Source organism: Streptomyces sp. NPDC002809, from assembly GCF_040295435.1.
In the GTDB taxonomy this organism is placed as follows: Bacteria; Actinomycetota; Actinomycetes; order Streptomycetales; family Streptomycetaceae; genus Streptomyces.
The window spans coordinates 114,920-128,392 of sequence record NZ_JBEOVJ010000013.1 but is presented as its reverse complement, the minus strand read 5'-3'; the positions used below and the strand labels follow the sequence as shown (position 1 = coordinate 128,392).

General features: G+C 69.9%; 11 protein-coding genes. 6 read left to right on the top strand and 5 right to left on the bottom strand.

The genetic code is table 11. The features are described from left to right. Positions 1-217: 217 nt before the first annotated feature. From ABT025_RS11665 to ABT025_RS11645, 5 genes are all read left to right on the top strand, one after another. Complete coding sequence (locus tag ABT025_RS11665) at positions 218-982, top strand: IclR family transcriptional regulator (RefSeq protein ID WP_350992572.1); 765 nt, start codon at positions 218-220, stop codon at positions 980-982. Positions 983-1,212: 230 nt separating this feature from the next. After that, positions 1,213-2,004 (top strand): MIP/aquaporin family protein, encoded by a 792-nt coding sequence (locus tag ABT025_RS11660; RefSeq protein ID WP_350992570.1) that lies wholly within the window; start codon positions 1,213-1,215, stop codon positions 2,002-2,004. A 56-nt stretch (positions 2,005-2,060) separates the two neighbouring features. Next, positions 2,061-3,602 (top strand): glycerol kinase GlpK, encoded by a 1,542-nt coding sequence (gene glpK / locus ABT025_RS11655; protein WP_350992568.1) that lies wholly within the window; start codon positions 2,061-2,063, stop codon positions 3,600-3,602. Positions 3,603-3,607: 5 nt separating this feature from the next. Next, on the top strand, positions 3,608-5,221 hold the full coding sequence (locus ABT025_RS11650) for a glycerol-3-phosphate dehydrogenase/oxidase (protein ID WP_350992566.1): 1,614 nt from the start codon (positions 3,608-3,610) through the stop codon (positions 5,219-5,221). Positions 5,222-5,432: 211 nt separating this feature from the next. Further along, positions 5,433-6,104: a FadR/GntR family transcriptional regulator gene (locus ABT025_RS11645; RefSeq protein WP_350992564.1), complete on the top strand. Its 672-nt coding sequence runs from the start codon at positions 5,433-5,435 to the stop codon at positions 6,102-6,104. A gap of 83 nt (positions 6,105-6,187) precedes the next feature. Here ABT025_RS11645 and ABT025_RS11640 read toward each other — a convergent pair whose 3' ends face one another. The 5 genes from ABT025_RS11640 to ABT025_RS11620 form a co-directional block, all read right to left on the bottom strand. Continuing rightward, positions 6,188-7,240: an ABC transporter permease gene (locus tag ABT025_RS11640; RefSeq protein WP_350992562.1), complete on the bottom strand. Its 1,053-nt coding sequence runs from the start codon at positions 7,238-7,240 to the stop codon at positions 6,188-6,190. Next, positions 7,237-8,757, bottom strand: a complete 1,521-nt coding sequence (locus tag ABT025_RS11635; RefSeq protein WP_350992559.1) for a sugar ABC transporter ATP-binding protein — start codon at positions 8,755-8,757, stop codon at positions 7,237-7,239. Before ABT025_RS11635 ends, ABT025_RS11640 begins: the two co-directional genes overlap by 4 nt. A 2-nt stretch (positions 8,758-8,759) precedes the next feature. After that, positions 8,760-9,800, bottom strand: a complete 1,041-nt coding sequence (locus tag ABT025_RS11630; protein ID WP_350992557.1) for a sugar ABC transporter substrate-binding protein — start codon at positions 9,798-9,800, stop codon at positions 8,760-8,762. Between the two features lie 139 nt (positions 9,801-9,939). Continuing rightward, positions 9,940-10,719: an SDR family NAD(P)-dependent oxidoreductase gene (locus tag ABT025_RS11625; RefSeq protein WP_350992555.1), complete on the bottom strand. Its 780-nt coding sequence runs from the start codon at positions 10,717-10,719 to the stop codon at positions 9,940-9,942. After that, positions 10,716-12,059 (bottom strand): enolase C-terminal domain-like protein, encoded by a 1,344-nt coding sequence (locus ABT025_RS11620; RefSeq protein ID WP_350992553.1) that lies wholly within the window; start codon positions 12,057-12,059, stop codon positions 10,716-10,718. The genes ABT025_RS11625 and ABT025_RS11620 overlap by 4 nt, the downstream gene beginning before the upstream one ends. A 257-nt stretch (positions 12,060-12,316) precedes the next feature. On the opposite strand from ABT025_RS11620, the gene ABT025_RS11615 reads away from it, so the two are divergent. Beyond that, positions 12,317-13,414, top strand: a complete 1,098-nt coding sequence (locus ABT025_RS11615) for a PAC2 family protein (RefSeq protein ID WP_350992551.1) — start codon at positions 12,317-12,319, stop codon at positions 13,412-13,414. Positions 13,415-13,473: the final 59 nt, after the last annotated feature.

Genomic DNA, 13,473 nt, shown 5'->3' with positions numbered 1-13,473 from the left:
ACGGCTGTCGGCTTTGCGGCTTCGGCGGAAGGCGCACCCGGCCAGGGTAGCCGGGCGGCGTCCCGAGACGTCACTCTGTCCCACGAATCGGACGGCATGCCGTTCAGCGGCTGTCCGGGCTGTCGGAGTGCCGCAGAATTCTCTTGCGACCGAGCATGGGTCGGCATCGACCGATAGTGTTCAGCATTGTCGAACCAAGGTGGAGGAGTACGGCGCGATGGCCAAGAACATCCAGTCGCTCGAGCGGGCGGCCGCGATGCTGCGTCTCCTGGCGGGCGGCGAGCGACGGCTGGGGCTGTCCGACATCGCCTCCGCCCTGGGCCTGGCCAAGGGCACCGCACACGGCATCCTTCGCACGCTCCAGCACGAGGGCTTCGTCGAGCAGGACGAGGCGTCCGGCCGCTACCAGCTGGGGGCCGAGCTGCTCCGCCTGGGCAACAGCTATCTGGACGTCCACGAGCTGCGGGCCCGCGCGCTGGTCTGGACGGACGACCTGGCCCGCTCCAGCGGCGAGAGCACCCACCTCGGCGTCCTGCACCAGAAGGGCGTCCTGATCGTCCACCACGTCTTCCGGCCCGACGACAGCCGTCAGGTGCTGGAGGTCGGAGCCATGCAGCCGTTGCACTCCACGGCCCTGGGCAAGGTCCTGGCGGCCTACGACCCGGTGGCCCACACCGAGGCCCTGGAGTGCGAGCGGCAGCCCTTCACGCCCCGCACCGTCACCGATCCGGAGGAGTTCGAGTCGATGCTCGAACTGATCCGCGCGCGGGGCTGGGCGGCCGACATGGAGGAGACCTGGGAAGGAGTGGCCGCGGTGGCCGCCCCGATCCACGACCGGCGCCGGATGCCGGTGGGAGCCGTGGCCGTGACCGGTGCGGTGGAACGGGTGTGCGCGGACGGCGAGCTGCGTCCCGAGCTGGTGGCGGCGGTACGGGACTGCGCCCGCGCGGTCTCCCGGGATCTGGGCGCCAGGCGCTTCTGAGCACCCTGCGGGATCATCGGTAACGATCGAGTTATAGAACACACAACCCTTGACGCCTCGTTCGCCTGGGAGAAACACTGCCGTTCACCGGTCGGCATTGTCGAACAGCTAACGGAAACAAGCGTTAGGGTGTGACAGTGCCAAGGCCGGCAAGCCCCCACACGAGGGCGGCGGACCACCGGAGGGACCCGGGGTTCGGCTTACCTGGACGAAGGACAAAGGAGTCGCGGGTGTCCAGCTCCGACATCTTCATCGGCGAGACCATCGGTACCGCCGTACTCATCCTGCTCGGTGGCGGTGTCTGTGCCGCCGTCACGCTGAAGCGCTCGAAGGCACGGAACGCCGGCTGGCTCGCCATCACCTTCGGGTGGGGCTTCGCGGTGCTGACGGGCGCGTACATGGTCGGCGGCGTGTCCGGAGCGCATCTCAACCCGGCTGTCACCCTCGGTCTGGCGATCGAGGGCGGCACCAAGTGGAGCGACGTTCCGCTGTATCTGGTCTCCCAGCTGTTCGGCGCGATGATCGGCGCGGCGCTGGTCTGGCTGGCCTACTACGGACAGTTCCGGGCCCATCTCACCGATCCGGAGATCCTGAGCGCCCATACGGGTGAGGAGGGCATGGTCGACAAGGCCGCGGCCCCCAAGGCCGGACCGGTGCTCGGCATCTTCTCCACGGGTCCCGAGATCCGCAACGCCGTGCAGAACGTCGTCACCGAGGTCATCGCCACGGTCGTGCTGGTCCTGGCGATCCTCACCCAGGGCCTCAACGCCGACGGCAACGGCCTCGGCACGCTCGGCGCACTGATCACCGCGCTGGTGGTGGTCTCCATCGGCCTCTCGCTCGGCGGCCCGACGGGCTACGCAATCAACCCGGTTCGCGACCTCGGTCCGCGTATCGTGCACGCGCTGCTTCCGCTGCCGAACAAGGGCGGATCCGACTGGGGTTACGCCTGGATCCCGGTCGTCGGACCGCTCATCGGCGGCGCGCTCGCGGGCGGGCTCTACAACCTCGCCTTCGCGTGAGCCGCAGGGCCCAGAGCCGTCACCCCCAAGACCACACAGACTTCCGGGAGCACACCGTGACCGACGCACACACCACCGGCACCCACGGCACCGGGCCGTTCATCGCGGCCATCGACCAGGGCACCACCTCCAGCCGCTGCATCGTCTTCGACAAGGACGGCCGGATCGTCTCGGTCGACCAGAAGGAGCACGAGCAGATCTTCCCGAAGCCGGGCTGGGTCGAGCACAACGCGACCGAGATCTGGGAGAACGTCCAGGAGGTCGTGGCGAGCGCCATCGTCAAGGCCGGCATCACCTCCGCCGATGTGAAGGCGATCGGCATCACCAACCAGCGCGAGACCACGCTGCTCTGGGACAAGCACACCGGTGAGCCCGTCCACAACGCCCTCGTCTGGCAGGACACCCGCACCGACGCGCTCTGCAGGGAGCTCGGCCGCAACGTGGGCCAGGACCGCTTCCGCCGCGAGACCGGGCTGCCGCTCGCCTCGTACTTCGCCGGGCCCAAGGTCCGCTGGCTGCTCGACAACGTCGAGGGACTGCGCGAGCGCGCCGAGCGCGGCGACATCCTCTTCGGCACCATGGACTCCTGGGTCATCTGGAACCTGACCGGCGGCACCGAAGGCGGTGTCCACGTCACCGACGTCACCAACGCCTCGCGCACGCTCCTGATGAACCTGCACTCCATGACGTGGGACGACAAGATCCTCACCTCCATGGACATCCCGGCGGCCCTGCTGCCCGAGATCCGGTCCTCGGCCGAGGTGTACGGCAACGCCAAGGGCGGCGTGCTCGACGGCGTGCCGGTCGCCTCCGCGCTCGGTGACCAGCAGGCCGCGCTGTTCGGCCAGACGTGTTTCGCCGAGGGCGAGGCCAAGTCGACGTACGGCACCGGCACCTTCATGCTGATGAACACCGGCGAGACGCCCGTCAACTCCTACAACGGGCTGCTGACCACGGTCGGATACCAGATCGGCGACCAGAAGCCGGTCTACGCCCTGGAGGGCTCGATCGCCGTCACCGGTTCGCTGGTGCAGTGGATGCGCGACCAGATGGGCCTGATCCAGTCCGCGGCCGAGATCGAGACCCTGGCCTCGTCGGTCGAGGACAACGGCGGCGCGTACTTCGTACCGGCCTTCTCCGGCCTGTTCGCCCCGTACTGGCGCCCCGACGCCCGCGGTGTCATCGCCGGTCTCACCCGCTACGTCACCAAGGCGCACATCGCCCGTGCCGTGCTGGAAGCCACCGCCTGGCAGACCCGCGAGATCAGCGACGCCATGACCAAGGACTCCGGCGTCGAGCTGACCGCGCTCAAGGTCGACGGCGGAATGACCTCCAACAACCTGCTGATGCAGACGCTCGCCGACTTCCTGGACGCCCCCGTGGTGCGCCCGATGGTCGCCGAGACCACCTGCCTCGGCGCCGCCTATGCCGCCGGCCTGGCCGTCGGCTTCTGGCCCGACACCGACGCGCTGCGCGCCAACTGGCGCCGGGCCGCCGAGTGGACCCCCCGCATGGACGCGGACACCCGCGACCGCGAGTACAAGAGCTGGCTCAAGGCCGTGGAACGGACCATGGGCTGGATCGAAGACGAGGAGTAGACAACATGACCACCCTGCAGAGCGTCCCCGCCCTCGGGACGCATCCGGCCTCCGGCTCCCTTCCGAGCCGTGCCGAGACCCGGGAGCAGCTTTCCAAGGCGACGTACGACCTCCTGGTGATCGGTGGCGGCATTCTGGGCATCTCCACCGCCTGGCACGCCGCGCAGTCCGGGCTGCGGGTGGCCCTGGTGGACGCCGGCGACTTCGCCGGCGCCACCTCCTCCGCCTCCTCCAAGCTGCTCCACGGCGGTCTGCGCTACCTGCAGACCGGCGCGGTGAAGCTGGTCGCGGAGAACCACTTCGAGCGCCGTGCGGTATCGCGTCAGGTGGCCCCGCACCTGGCCAACCCGCTCACCTTCTACCTCCCCGTCTACAAGGGCGGGCCGCACGGTGCGGCCAAGCTCGGCGCGGGCGTGTTCGCGTACTCGGCGCTGTCCGCCTTCGGTGACGGCGTCGGCCATGTGATCAGCCCGGCGAAGGCGCAGCGCGATGTGCCCGAGCTGCGTACGGACAACCTGAAGGCCGTCGCGGTGTACGGCGACGACCAGATGAACGACGCGCGGATGGCGCTGATGACGGTCCGCGCGGCCGTCGAGGCGGGGGCGACCGTCCTCAACCACGCGGCGGTGACCGGGCTGCGGTTCACCAGGGGCCGGGTGACGGGCGCCGACCTGGAGGACCGCACGGACGGCACCGAGTTCGGCGTCACCGCACGGCTGGTGCTGAACGCCACGGGCCCGTGGGTCGACCACCTGCGGAAGCTGGAGGACCCGGACGCGGCCCCGTCGATACGTCTGTCCAAGGGCGCGCACCTGGTGCTCAGGCGCACCCGTCCCTGGAAGGCCGCGCTGGCCACGCCGATCGACAAGTACCGCATCACCTTCGCCCTGCCATGGGAGGACATGCTGCTGCTCGGCACGACGGACGAGGAGTACGAGGGCGACCCGGCGGACGTCGCGGTGACCGAGCAGGACACCGCGCAGATCCTGGACGAGGCGGCGTTCTCGATCAAGGACCAGCAGCTGTCGCGCGATCTGATCACGTACTCCTTCGCCGGGCTGCGGGTGCTGCCGGGCGGGCCAGGTGACACCTCCAAGGCCAAGCGCGAGACGGTCGTGACCGAGGGCCGCGGCGGGATGCTGTCGGTCGCGGGCGGCAAGTGGACGACGTTCCGCCACATCGGCCGTACGGTGATGAACAAGCTGGCCGCGCTCCCCGGGCACCCCCTGGCCGAGGACATGGAGCCGATGGCCAGGCTGCCGAAGAAGCTGCCCCTGCCGGGGATCGCCAACCCTAACGCGGTCGCCCACCGCCTCCTGATCGACGGCGGCACACCCGGTCCGCGGATGTCCGCAGACACGGCACGGCACCTGGCCACGCACTACGGTTCACTGTCTTTCGACATCGCCCGGCTGGCCAACGAGAACCCGGAGCTCGCGAAGCGCATCCACCCGGACGCGCCGGAGATCTGGGCTCAGGTCGCCTACGCGCGGGACCACGAGTGGGCCGAGACCGCGGACGACGTGCTGCGGCGCCGGACCACGCTGACGATCCGGGGTCTGGCGACGGACGAGATCCGGGCGGGTGTCGAGTCGTTGCTCGGCGACCGCAAGAACTGACGCACACACGGACGGGGGCGGCATCCGGGCGGACGCCGCCCCCGTCCGTGTGTGCCGATTCACGTGGGGCCGTTTCGGACTCTGCCGTACGGAACCGGGCGTATCGGCACGGCATTGCCGGACAGTCGTCGCACAGGTCGGCCCGAAGAGCGCACCGGCCGCCTCCGGAGACGCATAATGGGGCGATACATCGGATGTCTGGAGGTCGCCCATGGCTGTCACTGACGAGGCCATCGAGAAGATCAAGGGAATGATCGTCTCGGGTGCGCTACGGCCCGGCGATCGTCTCCCCAAGGAGAGCGAACTCGCCGCGGAGCTCGGCCTGTCCCGCAACTCGCTGCGGGAGGCGGTACGCGCGCTGTCGCTGATCCGCATTCTCGATGTGCGCCAGGGCGACGGCACGTATGTCACCAGTCTCGACCCGCAGCTGCTGCTGGAGGCGCTGAGCTTCGTCGTGGACTTCCACCGGGACGACACGGTGCTGGAGTTCCTGGCGGTGCGCCGGATCCTGGAGCCGGCCGCGACCGCGATGGCGGCGAGCCGGATCAGTGAGGAGCAGCTGGACGTGCTGAGCGCCCAGCTGGACGCGCTGGGCGAGCGCCCCTCGGTCGAGGAGCTGGTGGCCTGCGATCTGGAGTTCCACCGCGGCATCGTGCAGTCGTCCGGCAACTCGGTGCTCTGCTCGCTGCTCGACGGCCTCTCGGGTCCGACGACCCGGGCGCGGGTCTGGCGCGGGCTGACCCAGGAGGACGCGGTGAGCCGCACGCTCCACGAGCACCGGGCGATCGTCTCGGCGCTGCGGGACCGCGACGCGGAGGCCGCGCGGGCGTGGGCGACGGTGCATGTGGCGAGCGTGGAGCAGTGGCTGCGCTCGACGCTGTGACCCCGGGGCTGTGACCCGGACCCCGGTCCTCGGACGCCGGACGGGCTTGAAACAGCCGGTCCGGCGTCCGAGGACCGAGAGGTTCAGTCCTGCTTCTCGCCGCTCGCGAAGCGGGAGATGACCAGGGCGACGATGATGATGGCGCCGTTGAGGAACTGGTTCCACAGCGCCGGGACGCCGCCGAGCGTCATCACGTTGACCACCAGCTGCAGTGTCAGTACGCCGGTCAGCGCACCGAACAGCGTGCCGCGTCCGCCCTTGAGACTGATGCCGCCGATCACGGCCGCGGCGAACACCTGGAAGATCCAGCCGTTGCCCTGGGTCGCGGCGACCGCCCCGTAGTGGCCGGTGTAGAGGATGCCCGCGAACGCGGCCAGCAGACCGCCGATGGCGAGCACGATCCAGGTGACCCGGTCGACGCGGATACCGGCGGCGCGTGCCGCTTCCGGGTTGCCGCCGATCGCGTACAGCGAGCGTCCGTGGCGCAGCCAGGCCAGGGCCGCCCCGCCGATCGCGAAGAGGAGCAGGCAGATCCAGACCGCGGCCGGCGCACCGAACCACGAGGTCTTGCCGAGGTAGCGGAAGGACTCCGGGACGTCGGTGATGGACTTGCCCTCGGTGATGCCGATGTGGAGGCCCCGCAGCATCGTCAGCATGCCGAGTGTGGCGATGAAGCCGTTGACCCGCAGTTTCAGCATCAGGAAGCCGTTGACGGCGCCGATGACGAGTCCGACCAGCAGACAGAGCGGGATCGCCGACCAGCTGGGGAACAGTCCGAGGCCGGCGAAGCGGCCGCCCTCGGAGTCCAGCACCAGCCACATGGCGACGACGGGCGCGATGCCGATCGTCGACTCCAGCGAGAGGTCCATCCGGCCGCAGATGAGGATCAGCGCCTGGCCCAGGACCAGCAGGCTCAGCTCGGAGGACTGCTGGACGACGCTGATCAGGTTGTCGGAGGTGAGGAAGACCGGCGAGACGATGAAGCCGATCAGCATCAGCACCAGGATCACCGGCACCAGGGAGAAGTCGCTCCACCGGATCAGCTTGAGCCGGCTCAGCGGACCGTCCTCGCCCGCACCGCCCTTCAGTACCCCGTTGATGTCGTCGGCCGTCGACGGCCGTATCGTGCCGGTCATTCCCTTTCCCCCACACCTTCCATGGCGGCGACGAGTTCCCCGTCGGACCACCCGCTTGCGAATGTTGCGACGACCCGCCCGTGGAACAGGGCGAGGACCCGGTCGCAGACCCGCAGATCGTCCAGCTCGTCCGAGACGACGACTGCGGCGTTGCCCTCGTCGGCGACCCGCCGGACCACCCCGAGCAGCGAGTCCTTGGACTTGATGTCCACGCCCGCGGTGGGCCGGACCGCCACCAGCACGCCGGGCTTGCGGGCCAGTGCGCGGGCGACCACCACCTTCTGCTGGTTGCCGCCGGAGAGTCCGGAGACGGGCTGCTCCGGTCCCTGGGTCTTGATGTCCAGCGATTCGATCATGCCCCGGGCGAACTCCCGTGTACGGGAGGGCAGTACGGTCCCCCACGGGCCGAGCTGGTCGGTGACCGTGAGGGTGGCGTTCTCGGCGACGCTGCGCTCCAGGACGAGGCCCTGGTCGTGCCGGTCCTCGGGGATGTAGCCGATCCCGGCGGCCAGGGCGTGCGGCACGCTGCCCGAGCGGACGGCTCGGCCGCGCACCCGGACCGTACCGCCGTCCGCCTTGCGCATGCCCGCCAGCACCTCGCCCAGCGCGGTGTTGCCGCTGGCCGCGGAGCCGGCGAGACCGAGCACCTCACCGGGGCGCACCTGGAGGTCCAGCGGTTCGAACCGGCCCTCCAGGGCGAGCCCTTCGGTACGCAGGACGGGCTCCGCAGCCGGGTCGGGGGGTGTGGCGGTGCCGGCCGCGTGCCAGGCGACGGCGCCTGCGGACTTCTCGCCCGTCATGGCCGCCACCAGTTCCGTCTTCGTGACGTCGGCAACCGGGGCTGTCAGCACGTGGCGGGCGTCGCGGTAGACGGTGACCGCCGTGCACAGCTCGTACACCTCCTGCAGATGGTGGGAGATGAAGAGGAACGCCACTCCCTGGTCCTGCAGTTCACGGAGCTTGTCGAAGAGCCGGCCGATACCGCGGGCGTCGAGCTGTGCGGTCGGCTCGTCGAGGATGATCAGGCGGGCGCCGAAGGACAGCGCCCGGGCGATCTCGACGAACTGCCGCTGTTCGACCGCGAGATCGCGGGCCCGGGTGTTCGGGTCGACCTGGACGCCGTACTCGGCGAGGAGCTGCTCCGCGCGCTTGCGAAGCCGCCCCCAGCTGATCCAGCGGGCGTTGTCGTCGAACCGGTTGAGGAAGAGGTTCTCGGCGACGGTCAGGTCGGGGACGACCATGGACTTCTGGTAGACGCAGGCGACCTTCGACTGCCAGGCCGTGGTGTCCCCGAAGGCGGGCGCGGGCTCCCCGCCGAAGGTGACCGTGCCCGCGTCCGCTCTGTGGAGTCCGGTCAGCACGCTGACCAGCGTCGACTTGCCCGCGCCGTTGCGTCCGACGAGTGCGTGCGACTCGCCGGGCCGCACCGTGAGCTTCACCCCGTCGAGCGCCACGGTCGGCCCGAAGCGTTTGACGACGCCTTCCGCCTGTACGGCGGGTGGTGGTCCCTGGTCCATGGCTAGCTCTTCTTCTCCAGCTGATTGGCCCACAGCTTCGGGTCGTCGACGTTGTCCTTCGTCACCAGGGGCGCGGGGAGCTGGTCCTCGAAGCCGTTCGGGATCTTGATGATGGTGGAGTCGTGGTCGGTCGGGCCCTCCTTGAAGGTCTTCCCGTCCAGCGCCGCCTTGGCGTAGTACAGCGCGTACTTCGCGTACAGGTCGGCGGGCTGGGAGATCGTCGCGTCGATCTTCCCGGCCTTGATGGCGTCGAACTCCTCCGGGATGCCGTCGTTGGAGATGATCGTGATGTGGCCCGGCGAGCCGGCCGGCTTCAGCAGCTTCTTCTGCTCCAGCAGCGCGAGGGTCGGCTGCAGGAAGACGCCGCCGGCCTGCATGTAGATGCCGTTGATGTCGGGGTGCGCCGCCAGGGTCGACTGGAGCTTCGCGGAGGCGACGTCGCCCTTCCAGTCGGTGGCCAGCTCGAACACCTTGATGCCCGGGAAGTCCTTGTCCATGCAGGCCTTGAAGGCCTCGGACCGGTCGCGGCCGTTGATCGAGGACAGGTCGCCCTGGAACTCGACGACCTTGCCCTTGCCCTTCAGCTGCTCGCCGAGGTACTTGCAGGCGTTGGTCCCGTACGCCTTGTTGTCGGCCCGCACCACCATGTAGATGTCGCCCTTGTCGGGGCGGGTGTCGACGCTGATGACGGGGATCTTCTTCTCGTTCAGCGTGTTGAGCGACTCGGCTATCGCGCCGGTGTCCTGCGGGGCCATCACCACGGCCTTGGCGCCCTGGTCGGTGAAGGTCTGGACGTTGGCGACGAGCTTGCCGATGTCGTTCTGGGAGTTGGTCAGCGGCAGAGCCTTGACCTCACCGCCCTTCACCCCCTTCTCGACGTAGTTCTGGTAGGAGTTCCAGAAGTCGCTGTCGCTGCGCGGCAGGTCGATGCCGACCTTCCCGCTGCCCTCGCCGCTGTCCGATGATTCGCGGTTGCAGCCCGCGAGGGCAGTGACGGCCAGCAGTACGGCGCAGGCCGCCGCACTCGTCGTACGCACTCTCATTGGTGTCCCGTTCCTTTGTGGAGTACCGGCTCGAAGGATCTGAAGGATCTGATGGCGATGCGGAGGTGCGTGGTGCAGGTGGTGCGGATGCGGTGAGAGGTGTGGTCCGGGCTGTCCCGGTCCGGACCACACCCCCCGGTCAGCTGTCGGCGGGGCGCAGGCGCAGGCCCTGCATTCCGCCGTCGACGGCCAGTGCCGTGCCCGTCACGGAGGCCGCGGCGGGGCTGGCGAGGTAGAGGATCGCGGCGGCCACCTCGTCGGCGGAGACCAGCCGGCCGAGCGGCTGCCGGGCGTTGAGGGCCGCGCGTTCGGCGGCCGGGTCGTCCGCCTGACCGAGCAGCCGGCCGATCCACGGGGTGTCCGCGGTGCCGGGGTTGACGCAGTTGACGCGGACGCCCTCGCGGACGTGGTCGGCGGCCATGGCCAGCGTCAGGGAGAGGACGGCGCCCTTGCTCGCGCTGTACAGGGCGCGCTGGGGCAGCCCCGCGGTCGCGGCGATCGAGCAGGTCTGGGTGATCGACACGGCGCCGGGGCGCTCGGCCGCGGCCCGCCGCAGGTGCGGCAGCGCGTGCCGGGCGGTGCGGACCATGCCGAGGACGTTGATGTCCAGGACCCGGGTCCACTCGTCGTCGTCGTTGTCCTCGACGCTGCCGATGGAGCCGATGCCCGCGTTGGACACGAGCGTGTGCAGGGAGCCCAGTTCGGCGGCCGCGCGGTCGACGGCCGCGCGTACGGCGGTGTCGTCGGTGACGTCCGCCTCGACGGCGAGGGTCCCCTCGGGGGCGCCCGCGGTCTCCCGGTCGAGAACGGCGACGCGGGCCCCGCGCTCCAGCAGCATGGTCGCGACGGCGGCCCCGATACCGGAGGCGCCCCCCGTCACCAGTGCGTTCATGCCCTCGAAGTCGCGCGTGCCGGTCATCGGCCGTCCTCCTCATTGGTGCGGCGGGCCTGCCATACGGGGCCCTCGGGATAGCGGTGTGCGGCGATCGACTCCGGGTGCATCCGGGCGGAGAAGCCCGGAGAGGCCGGAGCGGTGTAGCGCCCGGACTCGATCACGGTGGGGTCGACGAAGTGTTCGTGGAGGTGGTCGACGTACTCGATCACCCGGTCATCCCAGGTGCCGGAGACCGCTACGAAGTCGAACATCGAGAGGTGCTGGACCAGTTCGCACAGTCCGACGCCGCCCGCGTGCGGGCAGACCGGGACGCCGAACTTGGCGGCGAGCAGCAGGATCGCCAGGTTCTCGTTGACGCCCGCGACACGTGCCGCGTCGATCTGGACGAAGTCGACGGCACCGGCCTGGAGCAGCTGCTTGAACACGACACGGTTGGCGACGTGTTCGCCGGTGGCGACCTTGACCGGCTGGCCGGCGCGCACGGCGGCGTGGCCCAGGATGTCGTCGGGGCTGGTCGGCTCCTCGATCCAGTGCGGGTCGTACGGCGCGAGCGCGGTCATCCAGTCCACCGCGTCGGCTACGTCCCAGCGCTGGTTGGCGTCGACTGCGATCCGTACGCCGGTGCCCACGGCCTCACGGGCGAGAGCGAGCCTGCGGACGTCGTCGCCGACGTCGCCGCCGACCTTGAGCTTGATCTGGGTGAAGCCGTCGGCGACGGCCTCCTTCGCCAGTCTCACCAGCTTGTCGTCGGAGTAGCCGAGCCAGCCGGGCGAAGTGGTGTAGGCCGGATATCCCTCGGCGCGCAGCCGCTCCGCGCGCTCGGCCCTGCCGGGCTCGGCGGTCCGCAGGATCGCGAGCGCCTCCTCAGGGGTGAGGGCGTCCGTGAGATAGCGGAAGTCGACGAGGGAGACGAGCTCCTCGGGCGTCATCTCGGCCAGGAACTGCCAGACGGGTCTTCCCGCGTGCTTGGCGGCCAGGTCCCAGGCGGCGTTGACGACCGCGCCGGCCGCCATGTGCATCACGCCCTTCTCGGGACCGAGCCAGCGCAGTTGCGAATCGTGGGTGAGATCGCGGTACAGCGCGCCGAGATCGGCCGCGGTGCGGGGCACCGGACGCCCGATCAGGTAGGACCGCAGCGCCTCGATGGCAGCCGCCATCACCTCGTTGCCGCGCCCGATGGTGAAACAGAAGCCATGTCCCTCGATGCCGCCACCACCGCCCTCGCTGTCAGCGGCGTCGGTACGCAGTACGACATAGGCAGCCGAGTAGTCGGGATCGGGGTTCATGGCGTCCGAGCCGTCCAGTTGTTCCGAGGTCGGAAAACGGATGTCATGGACCTCGAAATCCGTGACGGTCTGACTCATGTGCGCCCCCAGGGGAAATAACATCGGACCTCTGCTCTGGTCATCCGATGTATAGCGCCCTGAAGGCCCCAACGTCCAGAGTTCGACGGAAACTGACCCCACACAGCTCGGATGTATTGCCCGGCCGCCGCCCTGTTCGGGTCTGCGACGCCCCCCGGGAACCCGGGTTCACCCCACCGTGCGCAAGGACTGCGGAGGGAGTGGCCGGAAGCCGTAAGGTTGTTCCGTACGCAAGGGAACTTCGGAAGGAGGCCTGGGTGATCGAGCTCGAGGGAGTTCCCGAGCTGATCGACCCGGTCATGGTGGCCGCGTTCGAGGGGTGGAACGACGCAGGTGACGCCGCTTCCACGGCGGTGGCGCACCTGGACCGGGAGTGGAAGGGCGAGGTGTTCGCGGCGCTGGACGCCGAGGACTACTACGACTTCCAGGTCAACCGCCCGACGGTGTGGCTGGACGGCGGGGTGCGCAAGATCACCTGGCCGACCACCCGGCTCTCCGTGGTCCGTATCGGCGGCGAGAAACCGCGCGATCTCGTCCTGGTCCGGGGCATCGAGCCGTCGATGCGCTGGCGCTCGTTCTGCAACGAGATCCTGGGCTTCGCCCATGAACTGGGCGTCGAGATGGTGGTGGTGCTCGGTGCGCTGCTCGGCGACACCCCGCACACCCGGCCGGTGCCGGTCAGCGGTGTCACGTCCGACCCGGATCTGGCGCGGACCATGGACCTGGAGGAGACCAGGTACGAGGGGCCTACCGGCATCGTCGGCATCCTCCAGGAAGCGTGCACGCACGCGGGTGTGCCCGCGGTGAGCCTGTGGGCGGCGGTGCCGCACTACGTGTCGCAGCCGCCCAACCCGAAGGCCACCCTGGCGCTGCTGAACCGCCTGGAGGACCTCATCGGGCTGCGCATCCCGCTGGGTGAACTGCCCGAGGACGCACGCGCCTGGCAGCTCGGCGTCGACCAACTGGCCGCCGAGGACAGCGAGGTGGCGGAGTACGTGCAGACGCTGGAGGAGGCCCGCGACACCGCGGAGCTGCCCGAGGCGAGCGGTGAGGCCATCGCCCGGGAGTTCGAACGCTATCTGCGGCGCCGGGATCCGGGACCCGGCCAGGCGCCGGGCGGGCACGCGACGGAGAGCGGCGAGGGCCCGTACCTGCGGGACCCGTCGAGCGGCCGGACCAGGCCGCCCAAACCGCCCAAGCCGGAGGCCACCGCCGGCCCAGGGCCGGTGGGCGGGTCCGGCAGCGGCCCCGTGACCGGCTCCGGGGAGGGCTCCGGGCCTGCCGACGGTACGGACGGCAGCGGACCCCCGCAGGATTCGTCGGATGACTCCCCGGACGACACCTCGGAGGACTGATACGGGCAGCGCGGAGCCGGGCGGGTGCGTACCCGCCCGGCTCCCCTGCGTGGCTGCGG

Excerpts from the sequence above, each read along its gene's own strand:
- ABT025_RS11640 (WP_350992562.1), bottom strand. The coding sequence starts at position 7,240 with ATGACCGGCACGATACGGCCGTCGACGGCCGACGACATCAACGGGGTA.
- ABT025_RS11650 (WP_350992566.1), top strand. The coding sequence starts at position 3,608 with ATGACCACCCTGCAGAGCGTCCCCGCCCTCGGGACGCATCCGGCCTCC.
- ABT025_RS11635 (WP_350992559.1), bottom strand. The coding sequence starts at position 8,757 with ATGGACCAGGGACCACCACCCGCCGTACAGGCGGAAGGCGTCGTCAAA.
- ABT025_RS11625 (WP_350992555.1), bottom strand. The coding sequence starts at position 10,719 with ATGACCGGCACGCGCGACTTCGAGGGCATGAACGCACTGGTGACGGGG.
- ABT025_RS11665 (WP_350992572.1), top strand. The coding sequence starts at position 218 with ATGGCCAAGAACATCCAGTCGCTCGAGCGGGCGGCCGCGATGCTGCGT.
- ABT025_RS11630 (WP_350992557.1), bottom strand. The coding sequence starts at position 9,800 with ATGAGAGTGCGTACGACGAGTGCGGCGGCCTGCGCCGTACTGCTGGCC.
- ABT025_RS11620 (WP_350992553.1), bottom strand. The coding sequence starts at position 12,059 with ATGAGTCAGACCGTCACGGATTTCGAGGTCCATGACATCCGTTTTCCG.
- ABT025_RS11645 (WP_350992564.1), top strand. The coding sequence starts at position 5,433 with ATGGCTGTCACTGACGAGGCCATCGAGAAGATCAAGGGAATGATCGTC.